Raw genomic sequence first — 22910 nt, forward strand, 5'->3', positions numbered from 1 at the left:
ACCTTTGGTCAGGGTGTGTATGGCTGGCCCAAGCGATAATAGCGTGCTATGAACCCGCTGCTGTCCAAACTCCAACCCTACCCTTTTGAGCGACTGCGAGGCTTGTTTGATGGCGTGGTGCCCAACCCCAGCTACAGCGCCATCAGCCTGGGTATAGGTGAGCCCAAGCACCCCACGCCGGCACTCATAGGGCAAGCCATGGCACAAGCCGACAACAGCCTGGCCACCTACCCCGCGACCAGTGGCTTGCCCGCCTTGCGTCAGGCCTGCGCGGACTGGGTACAGCGCCGCTATGGGGTAGACATCAATGCCACCAGCCAGATATTGCCAGTCAACGGCACGCGTGAGGCTTTGTTTGCCCTGTGCCAAACCGTGGTGGACGCCAGCCAGCCCAAGCCGCTGGTGGTATGCCCCAACCCCTTCTACCAAATATACGAGGGCGCGGCGCTTTTGGCGGGTGCCACACCAGTATTTGCCCCCAGTGACCCGGCACGCAACTTCGCCATTGACTGGAGCCAGATCACCCAGGCGCAATGGGCCAACACCCAGCTGCTGTACGTGTGCTCGCCTGGCAACCCCACAGGCGCAGTGATGCCGCTTGAGGAATGGCAAACATTGTTTGAGCTCAGTGACCAGCATGGTTTTGTCATCGCCTCGGACGAGTGCTACAGCGAAATCTACTTTAGAGATGAGCCGCCACTGGGCAGCTTGCAAGCCGCCAACGCCCTGGGTAAAGCCGACTTTAAAAACCTGATCGCCTTTACCAGCCTGTCCAAGCGCAGCAACGCACCGGGTTTGCGCAGCGGCTTTGTGGCAGGTGACGCCGCGCTCATCAAGGCGTTTTTGTTGTACCGCACCTACCACGGCGGCGCCATGAGCCCCCTGGTGCAAGCTGGCAGTGCAGCGGCGTGGAACGACGAGGCCCACGTGCAGGCCAACCGGCAAGCCTATCGCGCCAAATTTGCCGAAGTCACACCGGTTATTGCCGAAGTCATGGACGTGCAGCTGCCAGACGCGGGCTTTTATTTGTGGGCCAGCGTGCCTGCAGCATTCCAAGGTGATGACCAGCGCTTCGCACGTGAATTGCTGGCTCAATACAATGTCACGGTTCTACCTGGCAGCTACCTGGCACGCGAGGTCAACGGGCTGAACCCCGGCGCTGGGCGCATTCGCATGGCCCTGGTTGCACAAACCGCAGAGTGTCTAGAGGCCGCCCAGCGCATTAACGCGTTTGTCAAGGCACAGGGCTGACACGCGGCCACAAACACCTACCCTACTCACACCAAACCAACTTTACTTTTCTGGAGAAGCCCACATGACACAACAACTGCAACAAATCATTGATACCGCCTGGGAAGACCGCGCCAACTTGTCACCCAAAACAGCGCCCAAAGAAGTGGTAGACGCCGTTGAGCACGCCATTGCCGGCCTGAACAATGGCAGCTTGCGCGTGGCTACCCGCGACGGTGTTGGCCAGTGGACGACGCATCAGTGGCTTAAAAAGGCCGTGTTGCTGTCGTTTCGCTTAAACGACAACAAGCCAATCGCCGCCGGCGACTTGGGCTTTTACGACAAGGTACAAACCAAGTTTGCCCACCTCAGCGACGCTGAGATGGCCGCCAGCGGCGTGCGCGTGGTGCCACCTGCTGTGGCGCGCCGTGGCAGCTTTATCGCCAAAGGCGCGGTGCTGATGCCCTCTTACGTCAACATTGGCGCCTATGTCGGCGAGGGCACCATGGTAGATACATGGGCCACTGTTGGATCTTGCGCGCAAATCGGTGCCAACGTGCACTTGTCTGGCGGCGTAGGCATGGCGGCGTACTGGAGCCACTGCAAGCCAACCCCACCATCATCGAAGACAACTGTTTCATCGGTGCGCGCTCTGAGGTGGTTGAAGGCGTCATTGTTGAAGAAAATTCCGTCATCTCCATGGGCGTTTACATTGGTCAAAGCACCAAAATCTACGACCGCGCAACCGGCGAAGTGACCTACGGCCGCATTCCTGCAGGCTCAGTCGTGGTAAGCGGCAACCTGCCATCAGACGACGGCAAATACAGCCTGTACTGCGCAGTGATCGTCAAGCGTGTAGACGCCAAGACACGCGCCAAAACCAGCCTCAACGAGCTGCTGCGCGACTAAATCCACCCAAGCCAAGCATGTACGACGCACTCACACTCACAGAGGCCTTGTTGGCCAAAGCTTCGGTGACACCGCAAGACTGCGGCTGCCAGGATCTGATAGCCAGCCAGCTGGAGCCGCTGGGCTTTGTGTGTGAGCGTATGCCGTTTGGCGAAGGTGACGCGCGTACAGAGAACCTGTGGGCCAAGTACACCGCACAGCCACTGCCCAATGGGCAAGCCGCACCCTTGCTGGTGCTGGCCGGTCATACCGACGTGGTACCAACTGGCCCACTAGAGGCGTGGGACAGCAACCCCTTTGTGCCCACGCACAGAGAGGGCAAGCTGTTTGGCCGAGGCGCCAGCGACATGAAAGCCTCATTGGCCGCCATGGTGGTAGCGGTGCGCGACTTCAGGTTGTCCACGCCTGACGCGCCGCTGTCCATTGCGTTTTTAATCACCAGTGACGAAGAAGGCCCTGCCAAACACGGCACAGTGGAGGTTTGCAAAGCCCTCACAGCGCGGGGCGAACACCTGGATTTCTGCATAGTGGGCGAGCCCACCTCGGTAGAGCGCACGGGCGACATGATTAAAAACGGCAGACGCGGCAGCATGAGCGGGCGCCTTACTGTAAAAGGCATACAAGGCCACATTGCCTACCCACACATGGCGCGCAACCCCATTCATCAAGCGGCACCAGCACTGGCCGCGTTGGCGGCCACGCAATGGGATGCGGGCAACGCGTTTTTTCCGCCCACCAGTTGGCAAATCAGCAACATACACGGCGGCACGGGTGCCAGCAACGTCATACCGGGCGAGGTGGTGGTGGACTTCAACTTCAGGTTTTGTACCGAAAACACGCCTGAACAGCTGCAGGCACAAGTGCACGCCATACTGGACCAGCACGGTCTTGAATACGACTTGGCCTGGTCAATCAGCGGCATGCCGTTTTTAACCACGCCAGGCCCTTTGGTGCACGCCGTGCAAAGCGCCATACGCAAGGTTGCAGGCATTGACACGCAGCTATCCACCACTGGCGGCACCAGTGACGGGCGCTTTATTGCGCAAGTGTGCCCACAAGTCATAGAGCTGGGCCCACCCAACGCCACCATTCACAAAGTCAACGAATACGTGGCCGTGGCTGATATTGAACCGCTCAAAGACATCTACCGCGAGGTGCTGGTGGCCTTGAGCAGCCGCTAGGCCAGTGCAGCCGCCACGCCTGGATAGCTTTGATTTGCTATAATTAGAGGCTTTGCCGATTGCCCCAACGCGGGCCATGGCACTACACATTGGCCTCAACCCACGCGTTTGGTTTGGGGCACACATTCGGTATTTAAGGAAATTACATGGCAAAAGACGACCTGATTGAGATGATGGGCATCGTCAACGAGGTGTTACCAGACTCACGCTACCGCGTGACGCTAGACAACGGACACCAGCTCATTGCTTACTCAGCAGGCAAAATGCGCAAAAACCACATTCGTATTTTGGCGGGCGACCGCGTCACGCTAGAAATTTCGCCCTACGACTTGACCAAGGGCCGCATCAGCTTCCGTCACATTGAGGGCCGTGGCCCCATGACACCGCGTCGCCGCTAAGCGACTATCTAAACGGTTTGGCGCACCCCGCTGCCGCCAAACCCCTCAGCACGTGTGACTGCCATTGGTTGCTGCGTCACCGCCGCCACTGTCTACAGGTGCCAACCGCTTAACCACAGCTACAGCACCATGCAACTACACCAACTCATTGGCGAAAGCCAGTCTCTGTTAGAAGCCGCCGAACTCAGCTTTGGTCACGGCACCACCAACGCACGCGACGAAGCCATCTGGCTGGTGCTTTGGAGCCTGGGCATGGCGCTGGACACAGACATTGACGACAAGACCGTGGCCAACCGTGCGTGCACCCCCGATGAGGTCGCCAAGGTTCAAGCCCTGATTGCCAAGCGCATCGCCACACGCAAGCCTGCGGCATACCTCACGCAGCAAGCGTGGCTTCAAGGTGTACCGTTTTTTGTAGACGAGCGCGTGATTGTGCCGCGCAGTCTCATTGCCGAGTCATTGGCTTACGGCCACATAGACGACTGGCTGCCCGCCAACACCAGCCGCGTTTTAGACCTTTGCACGGGCAACGCCAGCCTGGCTGTCTTGGCGGCCATGGCCTACCCCACTGCCCTTGTTGACGCTGCAGACTTGTCTGAAGCCGCTTTGGAAGTAGCCGCTATCAACGTGGCGCAACACGATTTGACATCGCGCATCAGGCTCATACAGTCTGACGGACTGGCCCAAGTGCACCAGCGCTATGACCTGGTGCTGTGCAACCCGCCCTACGTCAACCAAACCAGCATGGACGAGCTGCCCCCTGAGTACCTGGCCGAGCCCAACATGGCCCTGGCTGGCGGCACAGACGGCATGGACTTTATCCGCCCCATGATGGCCGACCTGCAACGCGTGTTAACCGATGAAGGCGTGTTGGTGCTGGAAATTGGCTTTGAACGCGACCACTTCGAGCGTGCATTCCCCACGCTCAACCCCATTTGGCTGCCCACCAGTGCTGGCGATGACCACGTGCTGCTGCTCACCAGAAACATGCTCAACACCGTTGAGCTCACGCAAACAACATGATTACGCTCACCGACATAACCGTCAGACGCGGCACAAAAGTGCTGCTGGACAAAGCCAACCTCACCATACACCCCGGCGAAAAGGCCTCGCTCATTGGCCGCAACGGCGCCGGTAAGTCAACGCTTTTTGCATTGCTCACAGGCGGGCTCACTGAAGACGGCGGCGAGTGGTACATGCCCAAGACGTGGCGCTTGGGCCAGGTGGCACAAGACATGCCAGAGACCGACGACTCTGCCACCGACTTTGTGATGGCGGGCGACACCGTGCTGGCAGAGGCCAACGCCATGCTTGCAAAAGCCGATGCCAGTGGAGACGGCGAAGCCATAGGCGAGGCCTATGCGGCCTTGGCGGATGCCGGCGCCTACGACGCTGAATCACGTGCACAAACATTGCTGATGGGCTTGGGCTTTACCGTGCCCGAACTCAACAACCCCGTCAACAGCTTCTCAGGTGGCTGGCGCATGCGCTTGCAGCTGGCACGCGCACTCATGTGCCCGGCCGACCTCATGCTGCTGGACGAGCCCACCAACCACCTGGACTTGGACGCCCTGGTGTGGCTGGAGGCCTTAAGCGCTATGAAGGCACCCTGCTGATCATCAGCCACGACCGCGAGTTTTTGGATGCCGTCACAAAGGTCACTGTCAGTCTGGACAACGCGCAGCTCACGCGCTTTGGTGGCAACTACTCCACGTTTGAAGACGTGCGTGCCCAGCAACTGACCTTGCAACAAGCCGCGTTCTCAAAGCAGCAAGACAAAATTGCCCACCTGCAAAGCTTCATCACACGCTTCAAGGCCAAGGCATCAAAAGCCAAACAGGCCCAAAGTCGCGTCAAGGCACTAGAGCGCATGGAGCGTGTGGCACAGGTGATCACTGCCGCCGACTTTACGTTTGAGTTTAAAGAGCCCGCCTCACTGCCCAACCCCATGATCACCATACGCGATGCGGTGGTGGGTTACACGGCTGAAGACGGTCACACCACAGCAATTGTCAAAGGTATTACGCGCTCAGTTGTGGCGGGCCAGCGCATTGGTTTGCTGGGAGCCAACGGCCAAGGCAAGTCGACACTGGTCAAAACCATTGCCGGCGCCTTGCAGTCATTGGGCGGCGAGTTTGCCTTTGGCAAAGGTCTGTCTGTAGGCTACTTTGCGCAGCAAGAGCTGGATGTGCTGCACGTCCAAGACTCACCGCTGGAGCACATGGTGGCCCTGGCGAAAACACTGGGTATTAATGCGCGCGAGCAAGAGCTGCGTGATTTCCTGGGAAGTTTCAGGTTTATTGGCGACATGGTGGGCCAGGCCGTAGGCACCATGAGCGGCGGCGAAAAAGCCCGCCTGGTACTGGCCATGGTGGTGTACCAACGCCCCAACCTGCTGCTGCTGGACGAGCCAACAAACCACCTAGACCTCACCACGCGCGAGGCCCTGGCCATGGCGCTGAACGCGTTCAGCGGCACCGTCATGCTGGTCAGCCACGACCGTGCATTGCTGCGCAGCGTGTGTGATGACTTCTGGATGATAGGCAAAGGCGCCGTGACAGACTTTGATGGTGACCTTGACGACTACCAGGTCTACTTGCTGGAAGAAGCCAAACGCAAGCGCGAAGAAGCCAACGCCAAACCCACACAAGCCGCACCCGTGACAGCAACACCGAGCCCTGCGGTGGTCGTTGAAAAACAACCAGAAGCGATAGTGCCCCAGCCACCATTTGAGGACAGAGCCAACCAGGCTGAAAAGCGCCGCGAACAAGCTGCCAGGCGCCAAGCCCTGGCCACACAAACAAAGCCACTGCAAAAAGCCATGACCGCCGCTGAGGCCCTAATGGCCAAGCTGGAGACCGAGCGCGAGCAACTCAATAACGAGCTGATGGCCATGCCCGCAGCCGCCAAAATTGCCGACATAGGTAAACGCCTCAAAGCCATTGACGACGAAGTGGCCGCCGCTGAGGGCAAGTGGCTGGAGGCTTCAGAGGCCATTGAGCGCTTAAGCGCTGAGCTTGAAGGCCAAGCGCGCTAGTTTTTCTTGCGCTTGCGCATGCGCGCTTGCAAGCGCTCAAACTCGTCATCGCTCACACCCATGTCGTCCTTGAGTGTGGCGAGAAACTCCATTTCAGCATCGGTCAGTACGCCGTCGCTCATGGCCTCGTGCAAGTGATCTTCAAACTCGCGCTTGCGCCGCTCCATTTGCACAGCAAATGACGACGCCAAAATACCGGTGAGCAACGCAACCGTACAGACACCCAAAAAAGCGACCACGCCGCCAAACAACTTGCCCAGCGGGGTAATGGGTGACACATCGCCATAGCCCACAGTGGTCAGCGTGATAACACCCCACCACATGGCATCAGGAATAGAGCCAAAGTGCTCGGGCTGGGCCTTGTGCTCGACCAAATACATCAGGGTAGAGGCCAACAGCAACACCATGCCCAACACGTAGAAAGACGCAGTAAACGCGCGGCGCTCCTCAAAAATGGCTCGCCCCAAGTCTTGCAACGCGTAGGAGTAGTGGCTGAACTTCAAGACGCGCAACAGGCGCACAGCGCGCAGACTGCGCAAGTCCATGCCCGGCATGAAGAACGCCAAAATCGAGGGCATGATGGCCAATAAATCAATAACGCCATAAAAGCTGAAGATATAGCCCCGTCTGCACAGCCAAGTGCTTTCACCGTCTTGCGCACGCTCACCAATAGACCACACGCGCAGCGCGTATTCCACGGCAAACACAGCAACAGAGCACAACTCGAAGGCATCAAAATACACCTTGTACTGCGCATAGATGTGGTGCACAGACTCTGCAATAACCGCTGCAATATTGAGCGCCACCAGGCCCATTAACAAGCCATTAACCCAGGTGCTCAGTTTGTCGTCGGGGCGCGAGCGCTCCAGTACCTCATAGACACGCGCGCGAGACAAGTGCATACCAACCAGTGCCACGGGTCAGGCTCCTGCGTGGTCGTGTGACCAAAACACCAGCGCCTCTTTACCCTGCACCATCACGTCTACACGCTTGCCCACAGGCAACATCACCTTGGTGGGTACATGTCCAAATGGCAGCTGCGTGAGCACGCGCGCTTTGGTGTTGGCACGCAGCCATGCCACCACAGACTTCATGCCAAAGCCTTTGTCTTGGGCGCTGGCGCTAAATCGGTTGAACGCACCCAGCACAATGACTTTTTGCTGCGCCAGCACACCCGCATGCAACAACTGCGTGAGCATGCGCTCTATGCGGTAAGGCGGCTCTGCCACATCCTCTAAAAACAAAGCGCCGTTGGTCACCATGGGCAGGTAGGGCGTGCCCACCAGGGAACACACCAACGACAGGTTACCGCCCCACAGCATGAGGTCTTGATAGCCAAACTCGGTAGGGTCGTCTTTGGCAATGCGCCAACCCGTGCCCTCACCCATGCCGCTTAGCACGTCGTCGAAACAGGCTTGGGTGATCTCATCCATGCCACCATCCGCATCGGCTGCACCAAAGTCGTCCATCACTGCTGGACCGGCCCAGGTGCTGCGCTCAGTCTTGGCCATCACGGCCAAGCTCAAGCCCGTAAAGTCACTAAAACCCACCCAATGCGTGCCCTTGTCTATGGACTTGGCGATGGCCTTGTAGGGCAACTTGGGCAGCAAGCGGCTGATGCCGTAGCCGCCGCGCGTGGTCATCACCACATCCGCCCCGCTGGCAGCAGCGCGCGCAATGGCGGCCAGTCGTTGCTCGTCGTCGCCTGCAAAACGGGTGCTGCGGCTGAGCGCACCATCGTCAATTTCAAGCGTATGGCCTTGGGCCATGAGGCGCTTTATGCCGCGCTTGTAGGCAGCCTTGTCCAGGACGCAAGAGCTGGGGGAAATAATATAAATGTGACTCATAGGCCCGTAGTTTGGCACAAAGCAGACACGGCCCACGCCACCAGGCCACCGCTCATGGGTGGCGGTAAACCCTGGGCCTTGGGGTGAGCCCATTCTTGCAAAAAGTGTCCGCCATTCTCGATAGTCACAGGCGGTGCGCAGTTGCGAATAGTGGCATGCAAGGCTTGCATGCTGGGTGTGCCCAACACCGGATCGGCCGCGCCTATGGCCATGGCTGCGGGCCCTGCCCACTCGTGCTGCCAAAAGTGCAAGGCGTCGCGGGAGGTTTGTGCACCTTGAGCATCTGCACTGCTCATCACCATCTCAGGAAAACGGCGTAGCACCGCCCTGTGCCCTGCATCTGGAAACGGTGCACTGTAAGCCTGCGCCTCCTCGGCGCTTAAGTGTGGGCATGAGCGTTGCATCAAACCAGCAATCGAGAAACCGGGTTTGTCTGCACAAAATTGCCGCCACGCCTCAAAGCCCTTGCCCATTGGCTTGTCGCCAGTGGCCAAAGCCGTGTTCATGGCCAGCAAGCCGCCAAAACGCGCAGGCTCGGCCATGGGTAGCGTCAAGCCCAATAGCCCGCCCCAGTCTTGCACAGCCAATTGAATGTTGCGCAAGTCCAGCCTGTTGATGAGCTCTAACAACACATTGCGGTGAAAGTCAAAGTGATGGGCCTGCTCTTTTTTGGGCTTGTCACTCTTGCCAAAGCCAATGAGATCTGGCGCAACCACGCGGTGGCCTTTGGCCACCAGTTGTGGCACCCAGTGCCGCCACACATAACTCCAAGTGGGGTTGCCGTGCAGCAGCAGCCAGGTCACCGCAGCATCACGCGGCCCCTCATCCAGGTAATGCATGCGCCAGCCGCCCAGGCTGGGCAAGTCGCTCACATAGTGGGGCTTGAAAGCATAGTCGGGCAAGTTCTCAAAGGCATACCCGGGCGTGCGCAATGCGTCGTCTTTCAGCGGTTGTGCCATGGCTTTTTGCATGTCGCGCCGCTCCTTGAAAAACTGCGACATCAACGCCGCACACTCTGAGGCCAACACCTGTGAGTCAACGCTTGTGTGGTGGTTTAGCTCGGTGTTGGCCAATACATTGGTCACAGACCCGCATGCGCCCGTTCTGGGCTCTGAAGCACCAAAGACCAAGCGGGCCAGGCGCGCATTGATGATGGCGCCGCTGCACATGGTGCAAGGCTCCAACGTGACATACAAGGTGCAACCCTCTAGCCTGTAGTTGCCCAACGCTGCTGCAGCCTGACGTATGGCTTGAATCTCTGCATGGGCGCTGGGGTCTAGTGTGGTGAGTGGCGTGTTGTAGCCCGAGCCAATGACTTGCCCATCTTTCACCACCACGGCCCCCACAGGCACCTCGCCCAGCTCAAACGCCAGACGCGCTTGCGCCAAGGCCAAGCGCATAAAAGCGTGGTCGTCTGTCATACCTTGTGCGCGTCCCGGCTGGCGTGCCAGCGCTGCGTCCACACCGCCAGCGCCTTCTCGTCGGGCGAGCCAACAGCCGCTTGCAACGCGAGTTGCCCAGCCGCCTCAGGCCGGTGCTGGTTAACCTTCACCTTCAGCTGCCACGACAACACCTCAAGCTCAAAGCCCGTAATGGCACGCAACATGGCCTGCGTGTACTGCCCGGGAAGATCGCGCCACTGCTGCGCATAGCTGGGCTCGTGGTCTGCAATCAGTTGCTTTAGCAACACGTCTTTGTGCTCGGCATCGGTTAACAGGCGCACGCTGACCTGCGCGTGCAACGCCACGTAGTTCCAAGTTGGCACACGCTGCACATCGGGGTAAACAGCCGGCGACATATAGGCCTGCGGCCCCAGGACCGTGACCACAGCGTGCGCGTTGTCGTGCAACAGCGCGCGATGCGGGTTGGCATTGGCCAAATGCCCCAACAATCGCCAGTCTTTTGCCGTTGAGGTGGATGTGGTGTGCAAGGGCACATGCGTAATAAGCGGCAGGCCGTCGTCCGCCACACTCACCAAACTGGCCAGGGCATGCTCTTGCAGCAAGGTACAAGCCAGCGACCAATCGGCGCAGGCGAACTGCGCGGGGTTGTACAGGCTTTGGTGCGGCTGCGTCATGGCGCAAAGTCTACCTGTTTTACCACCGCAACTTGTCATAGCCGCTGTTATGTAACAAGCAGCGTGCAAAGCACTGCTTTAAGAGTGTCGTTTCAGTCCTTTAACTAGACGCTCTTTAAAAAGCACGCCTCACAGACGCTCGGTGCCAGACCACATCGCACTCAAAGCCTCTGCCTGCTGCAAAACCATTTGCACTGCCGTGTCTTGAAGGTCGGGTGGGTAGCCGTACTTTCTTAAGATGCGCTTAACCAGCACCCTTAGTCTGGCTCTTGCGTTTTCTCTGTGCGCCCAGTCCACGGACACGTTGGCCTTGAGACTCTCCAAGAGTTCGTGGGCAATCAACTTGAGTTGGTCGTTGCCCATTATTTCGACTGCGCTGCTGTTCTCAGCCAGGGCGTCGTAGAAAGCAATCTCGTCGTCACTCAACCCGCTGTCTTCACCACGTGCCCTTGCTGCACGTATATCCTTGGCCAGTTCAATAAGCTCTTGCAGCACCTCGGCTGTGGTGATGGCGTTGGCGTGGTACCTAGCCACTGCACGTTCAAGACGCTCGGTAAAGCCCTTGGTTTCCACCACGTTGGCCTTGCTGCGTGAGCGAATGCCGTCATTCAACAGCTTTTTGAGCGCCTCCAAGGCAAGGTTTTGGCGTTTCATCTGCTGCAACTCTGCCAAAAAGTCCTCAGACAAAATCGAAATATCTGGCGACTTCAAGCCTGTGGCCGCCAGTATGTCCACGATTTCGGTGGAAATCACCGCACGACTGACGATTTGCTGAATCGCCATGTCTTTGTCATGCTGCGTTGTTGTTGAACCAATGGCGCTTTTGACCAAGGCTGCGCGAATGGCTTGAAAAAAACCAACTTCCTCACGTATGCAACGCGCCTCGTCGCTTGCACTGGCAAGACTAAAAGCCTTGCTCAAAGCCAGCACCGCGTCTTGGTAGCGTCTGTGTGCTTGCTTTTTCTTGGCCTCGGTCTTTTCCTGTTCGGCCAGCTTCTGCTGCATGCCCAAAACCCAGTCAATGGCACCGGCCATTGCCAACATGCGCGCTTGGGGTGTGCCACCAAGTGCGGTGCGGTAGTCGTGGCCGTGGAACATGTCACACACCACTTCGTACTTTTCCAGCATCACGGCCACGGCTTGGCGCTCGTCTATGCCGGTTTTGTCTCGGTCGCCAGAACTGTACATTTGCAGGGCTGACTTGAGGTTTTGCGCGATGCCGATGTAGTCAACAATCAAGCCACCTTGCTTGTCTTTGAACACGCGGTTTACACGGGCAATGGCCTGCATCAAGCCGTGACCGCGCATGGGCTTGTCTATATACATGGTGTGCATACAGGGCGCATCAAAGCCGGTCAGCCACATGTCTCTAACGATAACGATTTGCAAATCATCCTCAGGGTCACGTGCACGTACCGCCAAGGCATCTCTGCGCTGCTTGTTGCCAATATGCTCTTGCCACTCCACGGGGTCACTGGCCGCGCCAGTCATTACAACCTTAACCACACCTTGGGTGTCATCTTTGCGGTACCACTGCGGCCTAAGCTTGACAATGGCATCGTGCAGCTTGATGCATATGCTGCGGCTCATGCAGACCACCATGGCTTTGCCAGGCATGGCAGATGTGCGAGCCTCGAAGTGATCGACCAAATCCTTGGCAACCAGCTCAATGCGCTTGTGGCTACCCACCAATGCTTTAATGGTGGACCATTTTTTCTTGAAGCGGTCTTGCTCAATCGGGTCATCTTCTTCGGTTAGGGCCTCAATCGCAGCATCAATGTTGGGCTTTTCGTCTTCGTCCAGTTCGATACGCGCAAGTCGCGATTCGTAATAAATAGGCACCGTTGCGCCGTCTTCTACCGCGCGGCTGATGTCATAAACGTCGATGTAATTGCCAAAGACGGCGGGGGTGTTGACGTCATCGGCCTCAATGGGTGTGCCTGTAAACCCAATTAATGAGGCATTTGGCAGCGCATCGCGCAGGTACTTGGCAAAACCGTAGCCAATCTCGCCGGTCTTGCTGTCTATCTTGGCCTTGAAGCCGTATTGACTGCGGTGGGCTTCATCTACGATGACGACAACGTTACGGCGGTTGGTGAGTACCGGGTATGTGCTGCTGCCTGCATCTGGGCTGAATTTTTGTATGGTCGTAAACACCACGCCACCCGATGAGCGACTGAGAATCTGTTGCAGGTCTTCTCGGCTGTTGGCCTGCTCTGGGCGTTGACGGATTAGGTCTTGGCACATAGAGAACGTGCCAAAAAGCTGATCGTCTAGGTCGTTGCGGTCTGTGAGTACAACCAGCGTTGGGTTGGCCATTAATGGGTGTTTAACCAGCTGCCCCGCGTAAAAAGCCATCAGCAGGCTTTTGCCTGAACCTTGGGTGTGCCAGATCACCCCGACACGCTTATCGCCCTGTGCTTGTATTTTGACAGACGCAAGGCCGTAATCTGCCGGGTCTTCACGCACCTCATGGCATTGCGAGGCGGCACGAATGGTAGATGCCACCGCCCTGCGCACCGCATGAAACTGGTGGTAACCGGCGATGATCTTGAGCAGCCCAGCGCCGGCATTGCCAAACACCGTAAAGTCACGCAGCAGTTGCAGCAAGCGGCCACGCTCCAACACGCCCTCAATCAATGTCTGCTGCTCGGGTGTTCCTTGGGTGGCCACATGCTGGCCGTTGGTGGTGCGCCACGGCATAAAACGCTCAATGGCCGCGCTTAACGAACCAATACGCGCGGTTAACCCGTCGCTGGTAATTAGCACCGCGTTGGTTGTAAACAGCGCCGGGATTTGGGACTTGTAGGTTTGCAGTTGGTTAAAGGCACTGACCACGGTGGCGTTGTTGTTGCCAGGTGCTTTGAGCTCAATGACCGCCAAAGGCATGCCGTTAACAAAAACCACCACGTCAGGCCGGCGCCGGTGGGTGCCTGCAATTACCACGAACTGATTAACGGCCAGCCAATCGTTGTTGTCCACATTTTCAAAGTCGATCAGGTTGACCTTGCCAGCCTTTATCGTTGCGTCTTGTTCGTGGTACTCGACATCCACCCCCTCAGTCAGCAGCTTGTGGATGCGGCGGTTTTCTTCGAGCAGCGTAGGAAACTCTGTCTGCGTCAGCCTGCGAACTGCATCTACCCTTGCCTCTGCAGGAACGCTGGGGTTGATGCGGGCAACGGCACTGGCGAGCCTGCGGGTGAGGATGACTTGATCGTGACTGTCACGCTCTGGCTGCGAACCATCAGGCCCAATGACATCCTCTGTTGCAATGCTGTAGCCCAGTGCGTTGAGTTGATCAATAAGCATCTGCTCCAGCGCGGCTTCGCTCATAAAGGCCATGGTCGTATCGCTTCTTGTTCTTCTCTCAGATCAATCGTCGGCGTTCGCTACAAGCCAAATGCGTTTTAAGGGGATTTCTGCTCGAATGTTTTGATCTAGCTTGTCGTAGTTCGCCAGCAACTGATCGATCAGGTCGTTCTGGGTCCATAGACGTACCTTGAAGAACTTGGCGGCTTCTTCCTTGTTCACTGATTGCTTGAAGTCAGACCAAGAGACGAACAGGCCATATTCAGCTTGCACACTCTGCATGGCACCAATCAGGTGTGTGAACTCAGGATGATCTGCAGGTGTGTCACCCGATTTAACTTGCACACAGATCTTCGGATCGTTGAAGCCAAATGCACCACTGCCAGCCAGTATGTCGATGCCTTTGTCGGGGCCTTCTGGGCTAAGGCAGGTTGTAAAGCCCTGTGCTCGAAGAATCGCGTCAACCAGTCGGGCCATTCCGTGGCCCTTGAACTTCTGGATGATGAGCTTGGCTATAGCATCTTTTGCAAGCTGCTCCAAATCAACGCCAACATCGTCACTAGCCGCAGCCGTTGCAGTGTTACCGTCAGAAGGAACTTCGACCTTGGCTTTGGTGGTGCCAACAGACGGAACATGCCAGCCGTTCTGCGCCATCGCACGAACACGGGCTTCGGCGTCGTTACGCTTGATCTCACAGATAGTCAGGAACGCACCAAGCGAATACAGCAAGTCCTGGTCAAAGTTGCTGCGCGGGATTTCGGTGTCTAGCCACTTGATTTCCCGGTAGTGTCTGTAGTCATTGGCAGCACTGGCATCGAACTTGCACTTGCTTTTGATTTCACCAATCGCAATGGTTGCCTTATTTTTGCGGGGCATAACCACCCAATCACCCTCTTTCATCGCAAGGATAAATGCCCCTACTTGCGCCGACCAGTTGGCTAGCTTGTGGATTGACTCATTGGGGAAAAACTGCGTGAAACGCTGCTTGATCCTGTCGTTATCCGGCATACGCGTTAAATCAGAGGCCACGAATTCTGCCCAGGTTAAGCAGACCTTGTTTTCGTCTATGAATTTTGATTCGTGTTCTCCGTAGCTTCCGCCACGTACAAGCCAAAGTGCCATGTGTTGTTCCTCTCCTATGCTTTTATTGGGTGTTCGCCATCTCGCAGGCTATTAATTTTTTGCCGCATCATGCGTTGCCACTAGCCGGTTTTAGAACCATCCCAACTCTGGCACCCAGTCTGTAAGGGCATTGACTGCCGCGATGCATTCCTTCGCCGAATGGCCGAAGATCCCGCTTCTAACGTAGGGTGAGTTGTCTCCAAGGCTTTCGATTGAGGATTTCATTTCCTTAACGATGCGATCCAGACTATCCCTCCGATAGCCATAGCATCCTGGCGGCACCAAATATGGATGTCCTTCAGGTCGTTTGGCGTGATGGGCAAAGCCCAGCGCCATCAGTACTTCCAGTTTGTCAAAGGCATCGGTCAATTTGAACTCTGAAGGAATTAGGCTTCGGAATCGCGGTTGCAGAAGCGCATGTATCCAGTCATTAAGCGGTGCGCGCCGACGATCCATACCTTCGAGAAGCTTCCCGAGTTCATTGACATGCCTGAAGAGCCAAAATGGCGGTAGCAATTCGATAGCAGTTTGCTCTTCCCGATATTCCCGATGGACAATGATGCCGAACAGTTTCCCTAGAAACAGCAATCCCCTCTCACCAGCCTCAACCGCGCCCAGCCCTAATGCGTAAAGAAGCAAGGTAGCGGGATAACGCCGCGACTCACCCCAAAGGTCTAAGCCTGGCTCCCCACGCCGGGTGGCCAACTTTGTTAACGCCGTTTGCCACGCGGTGTAATGCCAATCCTCCACCCAATACCCGCCCACAGCGGCCATCGCTACCAGCGTTTCGCAAGTGGCCTCATACGCGCGCACCCGCGCCGTAAAAGTCTTGGCATCTGGCGCAGGCCCACCGCGAAGAGCAAATGCAGGGGTGGCCATGGCGTCGAGCACTCGGTCTACCTCACCACTGACAAGATCAGCAAGACGGATGCGATGCTTTGGATCGGCGAGATAACCCTTGAGGCTGGCAACTGCCGCCTCGGTCGAGAGGGGATGTGGTCGTGAGAACTGCTCGAGCGCCTCAACTAGACGCCCGAGCTCCGAAAAGAAGCTGTCCGCATCTTCAATCAGTAGTTTCTGCCCCTGTCGGTGCTCAATCAGCTGCTTGGCAGCGTTGCCCGGCTCACCGCGCACGGCCCAGAAGTGAGAGAAGCGGCGGGACGCTGCCCGTTCGACAGCGGCACGCAAAGCGGTATCCCATTCCGCCGACCAGCCGCAAACGATCAGCCCAAACTCGTCGAGTATGCGATCCAGCAGATCGTTAAGTTCCTCGGGGTAACTCCCCAGTTCGGCGGTCGTGTTGCGAATACGAGGGTCGAGGTAATCGCCATGGACTTTGAACACACAGCAGCGGGTGTGAATCAAGGGCATCGCACCGCGCACCTGATCCGGCGAACTGAGCACGGTCGGCACCACATCAACATCTGCCAGTGCCGCTTCCATCAGACGGTCGAAATTGGTGGTGATGATGATGCGGATGTAGCCCTTTGCAGCCAGGCTGGCAATGCTGCGGTGCGCGGCAGTGGGGGCCTTAAGACCATCGGCCCGCTCCGTTTCGGAAGGTTCCAAGTAGGTACGGAGCAACTGCTGCCGCTCCGCCGGAGTCTTGGCCAATGCGTTCAGCAAATCGGAATAGTTGGGTTCTTCTCCGTTGCGCGTGCGATACCAAAGAGCAGGATCGGAGCCGCAATTTTCGTTCTCCATTTCGGCTAATTTACGCACGAAATCGAGTGTGATCTCCCAGCCTGTGGGAATCTGGGCGGAGCGCGAAACGCCCGAGCCAATCAATACGGCATAGACACCAGGATTCGCCTGGATCGAGAATGCAAGCGAGTGCAGCGGTTCAATCATGCCTTCTCCGTCTCACTAAGAATCTGCTCGGCATCCGAAACACGCATCTCGCCAGAGATGAGCTTGGGCAGCAATGTGTCACGTAGATTTGCAAGAGTTTGAATTTGCTGTTTATTTTTTACAAAACGGTCGTAAATTGGATTGGCAATAGTGCTGAATCGTTTTAAAACTTCACTAGGGGGCATAGTAATTTTGAAACGATCAATGTCATTTTTCCCAAGGTGAATAACAGTTGTTGCCGTCTCAGAAGCTTCTACCGCTGCAAGAAGCGTTCCAGGGGGCTTTGCTTTAAATAACTTTGAAGCAAATGGAGCGCCATACGTTACTGTAGCGATACTGTAAACAGGAGCAATCTGCCACCCCTTTGGCACCATCCCTAACTCTGTCTCTTCAAACGCATCAGGAAACAGCGCCGCAGTTGCTGCATCTAATCCTGCGGGCGCGCGGCCTTCCATCTTTGCGCGCACTGGATCAAAGTCGATGAACCATGACTTAAATAGCGCGCGGGCCATTGCCTCTAGTGTTTCGTTTTGTTTGCGGTTGAGTTCGATTTTGTCGTCTAGCGTGCCTAGGATATGGGCGATGGCGCGTTGTTCCTTTATTGATGGCAACAGCAAATCGATGCTTTTAAAAGTGTCTCGAGTAATGGTGTCGAAAACACCTCCATGTGCTAGCTGCTTCAAGCTCTTAACAGCAAGCTTCAATGCATAAAATATGAAATTAGTGTCGGCGACTCCCGAAATTCCACGGACGCCATAACACGACTGATTGAATGCCATAGGACGGCCAAGCTGAGCCAGCGCGCCAACAGTACCTCGGGCTGAAATAATAATATCGCCCGCATTTAGCAATTTAGTAGAACTCTGTGCCAAACCAAGCTCAGTTATGCTTTTTTCTGCCCCAGAAACCCACCTTGGCACACTATTAAAGTCTGCTACTGATAACCATGGAATTACTCCATTCCAAAAACTGCTTTCGGTCGTCTTTGGAGTTCCTCCGCCAACCAGTTCTATTACATTGTGAAATTTGACCAGAGGCCATTCTGAACTCATAGCGCCCCCGTCAGCTTCTCGGTTTGTTGCACGTGGCACAGCGCTTGATCGTGGCTTTGGCGCTTGCTGATGATGGCGAGGTTGTGACCCCAGGGTATGGCGGTTAATTGGGCAACAGCCTGTTGCCCAATTGGGCTTGCAGTCCAAAAGATGGTGTGCCATTGCTGTATGCATTTAAGGTCGCGCAGCCACTGGCGGTAACCGCTGGCGTTGCGTGCATTCAGATCATTCGCCATACCCTAGCCCCTTTAGGTTGGCTTCAATTGCCGCGTCCAGCTTGGCTGCCTCGGCGCACTGCTGGCGCCACTGTGCCGATAGGCGCAGCATCTTTTCTTCAAACGCCTCGTCATCCTCCTGCACCTCTACCGCCCCTACGTAGCGCCCCGGCGTTAGCACGTGACCGTGCTTTGCAATTTCAGCCACAGGCACGCTGCGGCAAAAGCCCGCCACATCGGTGTACTCACCGCAATCTGGCTCACCGCGCCAGGCGTGGTAGGTGTCAGCGATCTTCTGAATTTCTTCATCAGTAAGCTCTCGCCGGGTGCGGTCCACCAATGTGCCCATCTTGCGGGCGTCAATAAACAAAACACGGCCACGGCGGTCACGCAGCCGCTTGCCCGGGTTCTTGTTACGTGCCAAAAACCACAAGCAAGCCGGGATTTGTGTTGAATAAAACAACTGCCCTGGCAGCGCAACCATGCAGTTCACCACGTCTTGCTCAACCATCTCGCGGCGGATCACGTCTTCGCCAGACTGCGCGGAAGTCATGGAGCCGTTGGCCAGCACCACGCCCGCCGTGCCGTTGGGGCTTAGGTGGTGGATGATGTGTTGCAGCCAAGCAAAGTTGGCATTGCCCACAGGCGGCGCGCCGTATTTCCAGCGCACATCGTCTCGCAAGCGCTCACCGCCCCAGTCGCTGATGTTGAACGGGGGGTTGGCCAGAATGAAGTCTGCTTTTAGGTCTCGCAGTTCGTCTTTGTGAAAGCTGCCCTCGTTGTTCCACCGAATGTCGCTGTCAATGCCACGTACCGCCAAGTTCATCTTGGCCAGTCGCCACGTGACGTAGTTGGATTCCTGCCCATACACCGCAATGTCGCCAATGCGCCCGCCGTGCTCGCGCACAAAGTTTTCGCTTTGCACAAACATGCCGCCTGAGCCGCAGCAGGGGTCATAAATGCGGCCCGAATAAGGTTCTAGCATTTCAACCAATGTACGAACCACTGAGCGCGGTGTGTAAAACTCGCCGCCGCCTTTGCCCTCAGCACCCGCAAAGCGGCCCAAAAAATATTCGTAAACACGGCCCAAGACGTCTTTGCTCTTGTGGTCGCCACCGGCCATCAAGTCGATCTTGCCCACCAAGTCGATCAACTCGCCCAACATCATCTTGTTCAGCGCAGGCCGTGCGTAGTCCTTGGGCAACACACCCTTGAGGCTTTCGTTGTCTTTTTCAATGGCACGCATGGCGTCGTCGATCAACGTGCCAATGGTTGGCTGCTTGGCGTTGGCCTGTAGCTGCGCCCAACGAGCGTCTTTGGGCACCCAGAACACGTTGTCTGCGGCGTACTCGTCACGGTCTTCGGCTGCACTGGCACCTTCTGCCATCAACTGCTTGTGCTTGTCGTCAAAAGCATCCGAGATGTACTTAAGAAAGATCAGGCCCAGCACCACGTGCTTGTAGTCGCTGGGCTCCATGTTGCCGCGCAGCTTGTCGGCGGTTTTGAACAACTCTGCCTCAAAGCCGAGGTCACCGCCGTTGTTTTTGTTGGTTTTTGTTGCCCTTGTGGCCATGAGCCTATGGATATTTAATGGTTAATAAAAATAATTTTTAACCGTTAATGATATCACCTAAGTACTCATTTAGTTGATAAGCAAGGCGTACGCGCACAGTGGCCCAGCAGGCATCGCATACGCCGCACCACGCCCCTTGGTTGGCGCGTCTACCTGCCTACCAACAACACAAACAACGCATGCGTTAGGGGGCAGCGCACAACAAAAAGCCCGCAGTTACGCAGGCTGTTTGGTAGGGTTTACGTCGGCTTACAGTTGCGTGTTTTGCGTTTTCACAATTGCCACACCAATTAAAAATAAATCAGCACGGCATGCGGCGCAACACATTACGCAATGCGCAATACGTCGTGTCTAAAACGTTGCCGGCCAATGGCTTAGCGCCTCACCACAAAGAAGCATCTGACAAAGGTTGAATACAGGTAAAAGAATGCTTGGCATGGCCAGCGTCCGCGTTACCAAGCTTTAGTGCTTGCCAACCGAAATCGTACTCAAGCTCATACGGTGGAACGAAACACTTACCCAACTCAACACTAAAACCAAACCTGCCGTAAAACGCTGGATCACCATAAACAAACAGAAAATCAATACCACGTGCGGCAAGCGTTTCTTTACCGCTTTCGATCAATTGACGGGCAATGCCCTTGTTGTGGTACTCGCTATGAACTGCAAGAGGCGCCAAAATGAAAGCGCCAGGACTGGATGCGTCCTTCATAACAACCGGACTGAACGCAACACCCGCCACCAACGCCCCATTTACTTCATAGCCCAATACAAGCGAATCGGTTGTACTGCCAGCTTCTATGATCTCGCTTATCAACTTAAATGTTATGGGCGCTTCGTCCGCTGGAAACGAATTGAAGTAAACATTCTCAAGAGCATCATGATGATTTGAATTGAGCGAAATAATCATAAAAGCCTCTGACAGACAACCATATTGTTATCAAGCTATCAACACTACCGCAAGTATGGAACACTGCTTGTGGCGAAGAGGTATCACCCCCTGAAACCAAAGGGTTTAGAAACAAAGCTGTTTCTCTACAGGGAAGCATGCATTAACACTATGGCCTTTAACAAGGGGCACGCCACACATGGCGGCATGGACGTGTCGCTGATGGTGTGGATGAGTGTGTTGGACCCACCGACGAGCTTAAGCGATTAATTTCAAGCGTTTGAGCTCGACAAAGCACCGTGAAGTGGCACGAACATCTTCCATTGCATTGTGTCCTCCACTGAAATGACGCCCAAACAAGTGAAGATGCAACTCCTGTAGTGACGGCCATTTATAACCTCCACCACGCTTGGGGAGCTTACAAATTTCGACAGCATTTAACATTGTGCAGAAGTGTGGGCGACTACTAATTTTTGAAGATAAATTTAGATTTTCAAGCTCTGCATGTATTATTCTCAAATCAAAATTAATGTTGTGAGCAATAAGTGTTCTTCCATCAATATCAGTATCAAGTAAAAAGCTTTTTATTACATGGCGCAGGGGTAGGCCAAATTTTTCGCATAGTTATCAGTAATTCCATGTACTTGTGTAGATGATTTTGGAATAGAGTAACCATCAGGCTTGACGACATAATTTTCCTCTTTAATGACTTCGCCCGAAGACTCAATAACAGACCAGGCCAACTGAACAAGGTGAGGGTTGCTTTTACTGCTTGGTAAACCAGTTGTTTCACAATCAAAAACAACGTACTTGAATGGTGAAATGAGCTTGGATAAACATATGGAACATTGGTAAACAACCAATGTTTTTTGTTTTTTAACCCTATTCTTAACCCCACACTTCTCACACTTAATAATGAAATTTTCTGAATTATATGATGCCACATCAATCTTGAATGGCGAAACAAGTTCAGACGAACATTTGGCGCATTGATAAATAACTGGAGATTTTTGTTTTTTAACTCTATTCTTGGTTCCACACTTGCTACATTTAACAATGAAACTCTCTGATTCAGATAACATATTATCAACACCGAAGCTAGGCGGCCTTCACGCTATATACCAGTACTGTTGAAATTCAACAAAGATACACTTAATTCCATCCATATCACTCACCCGCCCCTTCGTACACACTACCATAATTGAACAAGGTCTTTACTACCCACTCTTTAAAGCCTTCACCCGCTTTCTAAACACAGCGTCAAGCCGCTCAAGCTGCTCAGCAAGCCAAGTAAATTGACTGGCCCAGTCGCTTTCATCCCTAAAGTCAGTCTCCTTTCTCGTCACAGACAAATAAGACTCCTTACCTTCGGGTAATTCAAACCAATCAAGTGCGCCGCCGAATTCGCTCTCAATAGCATCCTTGTCAGAATAAAACTGATGGAATAACGTTTTAGAGGAAGGTGTCTTAAAGTGAAAGTCAGCGGAAATAGTTGACTTTTGGCTATGCACGCGAGCCGTTAACCAGAATCCTCTTTTGCCGATACCCATATTCACCCAGTGTTGTGCTGAACCGTTTTGGCAACGCACGGAACTCTTGCGAGCGTCCATAAACTCTTTGAAAGCAGTCCAGTAAGCAAGCTGTTGGCGCTTAACTTCAGTCAACTCACCATGTTGTTGGTTGCTTTCCCTGATACTCTTTGTCCAAGTATTAGGGCGTGAAACAATGTTGAACTTAGGTGCCGGAACACTGTTACCTATCTTCCATAACTCTATCTCAAGGCCAAAGAAGCTGTAGCCTTCTTCCGTAATCTCATTGAGGTAGTCCAGTGCGGCTCTATGCTCATCAGTGAAACGTGAGGCAATCCAAACTACAGTCTTTACATCAAGCCCTGCCGAATAGGTAAGAATTTGTCCTAAATGATTGTGATTTGTTTTCTCTAACTGGTTCTCAATAAGTACCTTAGCGCCGCTAAATGCGTCCGTACACAGTAGATCCGCGCGATAGGGCCCTACACTTTGTTCAGTGCCAGCAGTCTCCAAATCCATAACCAACGCTTTACTAAGACGCTCCAAATTCTCAGCCTTGGCAAGCCACGGTGTGAAATCTGTTGCTTCATTATTCCAAATGGTTCGCAAATCGACTGACTCAAATTCACCTAGCATATCGCTACCTCAAGCTATCTTTACTTTGTACAAGTGCTGTCAAAATTCAGCGGCG

17 protein-coding genes and 2 pseudogenes are annotated in these 22910 nt (G+C 55.0%); 6 read left to right on the forward strand and 13 right to left on the reverse strand.

All coding sequences use genetic code 11. The features are described 5' to 3' along the window. The first annotated feature begins 48 nt into the window (after positions 1-48). The 6 genes and pseudogenes from dapC (at position 49) to LN050_03035 (ending at position 6755) form a co-directional block, all read left to right on the forward strand. A complete protein-coding gene (gene dapC / locus LN050_03010) occupies positions 49-1251 on the forward strand; it encodes a succinyldiaminopimelate transaminase (protein ID UFS56832.1) in 1203 nt (400 codons plus the stop codon). A 64-nt stretch (positions 1252-1315) separates the two neighbouring features. Next, positions 1316-2139: pseudogene (gene dapD, locus LN050_03015) on the forward strand (2,3,4,5-tetrahydropyridine-2,6-dicarboxylate N-succinyltransferase). 17 nt (positions 2140-2156) lie between these two features. Further along, a complete protein-coding gene (dapE, locus tag LN050_03020) occupies positions 2157-3320 on the forward strand; it encodes a succinyl-diaminopimelate desuccinylase (GenBank protein ID UFS56833.1) in 1164 nt (387 codons plus the stop codon). Positions 3321-3466: 146 nt separating this feature from the next. After that, on the forward strand, positions 3467-3718 hold the full coding sequence (infA, locus tag LN050_03025) for a translation initiation factor IF-1 (protein UFS56834.1): 252 nt from the start codon (positions 3467-3469) through the stop codon (positions 3716-3718). Positions 3719-3847: 129 nt separating this feature from the next. Next, positions 3848-4741: a 50S ribosomal protein L3 N(5)-glutamine methyltransferase gene (gene prmB / locus LN050_03030; GenBank protein ID UFS56835.1), complete on the forward strand. Its 894-nt coding sequence runs from the start codon at positions 3848-3850 to the stop codon at positions 4739-4741. Then, a pseudogene (locus LN050_03035) lies at positions 4738-6755 on the forward strand (ATP-binding cassette domain-containing protein). Before prmB ends, LN050_03035 begins: the two are co-directional and overlap by 4 nt. Here the strand turns inward: LN050_03035 and LN050_03040 are convergent. The 13 genes from LN050_03040 to LN050_03100 all read right to left on the reverse strand — a co-directional run bounded on the left by LN050_03040 (position 6752) and on the right by LN050_03100 (position 22855). After that, positions 6752-7672, reverse strand: coding sequence for an ion transporter (locus LN050_03040; GenBank protein ID UFS56836.1), 921 nt, complete (start codon positions 7670-7672; stop codon positions 6752-6754). The pseudogene LN050_03035 and the gene LN050_03040 sit on opposite strands and share 4 nt — an antisense overlap. Positions 7673-7675: 3 nt before the next feature. Then, complete coding sequence (locus LN050_03045; GenBank protein UFS56837.1) at positions 7676-8602, reverse strand: LD-carboxypeptidase; 927 nt, start codon at positions 8600-8602, stop codon at positions 7676-7678. After that, positions 8599-10023, reverse strand: coding sequence for a tRNA adenosine(34) deaminase TadA (tadA, locus tag LN050_03050; protein UFS56838.1), 1425 nt, complete (start codon positions 10021-10023; stop codon positions 8599-8601). Before tadA ends, LN050_03045 begins: the two co-directional genes overlap by 4 nt. Then, positions 10020-10679, reverse strand: coding sequence for an FMN-binding negative transcriptional regulator (locus LN050_03055; GenBank protein ID UFS56839.1), 660 nt, complete (start codon positions 10677-10679; stop codon positions 10020-10022). The genes tadA and LN050_03055 overlap by 4 nt, the downstream gene beginning before the upstream one ends. A 129-nt stretch (positions 10680-10808) precedes the next feature. Then, positions 10809-14021, reverse strand: a complete 3213-nt coding sequence (locus tag LN050_03060; protein UFS56840.1) for a type I restriction endonuclease subunit R — start codon at positions 14019-14021, stop codon at positions 10809-10811. Positions 14022-14051: 30 nt separating this feature from the next. Then, on the reverse strand, positions 14052-15110 hold the full coding sequence (locus LN050_03065) for a restriction endonuclease (protein UFS56841.1): 1059 nt from the start codon (positions 15108-15110) through the stop codon (positions 14052-14054). A 90-nt stretch (positions 15111-15200) separates the two neighbouring features. After that, positions 15201-16961, reverse strand: coding sequence for an SIR2 family protein (locus LN050_03070; GenBank protein UFS56842.1), 1761 nt, complete (start codon positions 16959-16961; stop codon positions 15201-15203). Continuing rightward, positions 16958-18013 (reverse strand): restriction endonuclease subunit S, encoded by a 1056-nt coding sequence (locus tag LN050_03075; protein ID UFS56843.1) that lies wholly within the window; start codon positions 18011-18013, stop codon positions 16958-16960. Before LN050_03075 ends, LN050_03070 begins: the two co-directional genes overlap by 4 nt. Continuing rightward, positions 18010-18249 (reverse strand): hypothetical protein, encoded by a 240-nt coding sequence (locus LN050_03080; GenBank protein UFS56844.1) that lies wholly within the window; start codon positions 18247-18249, stop codon positions 18010-18012. The genes LN050_03075 and LN050_03080 overlap by 4 nt, the downstream gene beginning before the upstream one ends. Continuing rightward, complete coding sequence (locus LN050_03085) at positions 18239-19801, reverse strand: type I restriction-modification system subunit M (protein ID UFS56845.1); 1563 nt, start codon at positions 19799-19801, stop codon at positions 18239-18241. The genes LN050_03080 and LN050_03085 overlap by 11 nt, the downstream gene beginning before the upstream one ends. Positions 19802-20183: 382 nt before the next feature. Continuing rightward, the gene (locus LN050_03090) at positions 20184-20711 is read right to left on the reverse strand and encodes an N-acetyltransferase (GenBank protein ID UFS56846.1); all 528 of its coding nucleotides are present in this window, start codon (positions 20709-20711) and stop codon (positions 20184-20186) included. A gap of 566 nt (positions 20712-21277) precedes the next feature. Then, entirely contained in the window at positions 21278-21772 is a 495-nt protein-coding gene (locus LN050_03095) for a hypothetical protein (protein UFS56847.1), read from the reverse strand. 135 nt (positions 21773-21907) lie between these two features. Next, positions 21908-22855 (reverse strand): DUF4268 domain-containing protein, encoded by a 948-nt coding sequence (locus LN050_03100; GenBank protein UFS56848.1) that lies wholly within the window; start codon positions 22853-22855, stop codon positions 21908-21910. Between the last annotated feature and the right edge of the window lie 55 nt (positions 22856-22910).

The organism is Comamonadaceae bacterium M7527 (assembly GCA_021044545.1).
In the GTDB taxonomy this organism is placed as follows: domain Bacteria; phylum Pseudomonadota; class Gammaproteobacteria; order Burkholderiales; family Burkholderiaceae_C; genus RS62.

Bases quoted from the DNA above. Each gene is read 5' to 3' on its own strand.
- dapC (UFS56832.1), top strand. From the start codon at position 49: ATGAACCCGCTGCTGTCCAAACTCCAACCCTACCCTTTTGAGCGACTG.
- dapE (UFS56833.1), top strand. From the start codon at position 2,157: ATGTACGACGCACTCACACTCACAGAGGCCTTGTTGGCCAAAGCTTCG.
- infA (UFS56834.1), top strand. From the start codon at position 3,467: ATGGCAAAAGACGACCTGATTGAGATGATGGGCATCGTCAACGAGGTG.
- prmB (UFS56835.1), top strand. From the start codon at position 3,848: ATGCAACTACACCAACTCATTGGCGAAAGCCAGTCTCTGTTAGAAGCC.
- LN050_03045 (UFS56837.1), bottom strand. From the start codon at position 8,602: ATGAGTCACATTTATATTATTTCCCCCAGCTCTTGCGTCCTGGACAAG.
- tadA (UFS56838.1), bottom strand. From the start codon at position 10,023: ATGACAGACGACCACGCTTTTATGCGCTTGGCCTTGGCGCAAGCGCGT.
- LN050_03055 (UFS56839.1), bottom strand. From the start codon at position 10,679: ATGACGCAGCCGCACCAAAGCCTGTACAACCCCGCGCAGTTCGCCTGC.
- LN050_03060 (UFS56840.1), bottom strand. From the start codon at position 14,021: ATGGCCTTTATGAGCGAAGCCGCGCTGGAGCAGATGCTTATTGATCAA.
- LN050_03065 (UFS56841.1), bottom strand. From the start codon at position 15,110: ATGGCACTTTGGCTTGTACGTGGCGGAAGCTACGGAGAACACGAATCA.
- LN050_03070 (UFS56842.1), bottom strand. From the start codon at position 16,961: ATGATTGAACCGCTGCACTCGCTTGCATTCTCGATCCAGGCGAATCCT.
- LN050_03075 (UFS56843.1), bottom strand. From the start codon at position 18,013: ATGAGTTCAGAATGGCCTCTGGTCAAATTTCACAATGTAATAGAACTG.
- LN050_03080 (UFS56844.1), bottom strand. From the start codon at position 18,249: ATGGCGAATGATCTGAATGCACGCAACGCCAGCGGTTACCGCCAGTGG.
- LN050_03085 (UFS56845.1), bottom strand. From the start codon at position 19,801: ATGGCCACAAGGGCAACAAAAACCAACAAAAACAACGGCGGTGACCTC.
- LN050_03090 (UFS56846.1), bottom strand. From the start codon at position 20,711: ATGATTATTTCGCTCAATTCAAATCATCATGATGCTCTTGAGAATGTT.
- LN050_03095 (UFS56847.1), bottom strand. From the start codon at position 21,772: ATGTTATCTGAATCAGAGAGTTTCATTGTTAAATGTAGCAAGTGTGGA.
- LN050_03100 (UFS56848.1), bottom strand. From the start codon at position 22,855: ATGCTAGGTGAATTTGAGTCAGTCGATTTGCGAACCATTTGGAATAAT.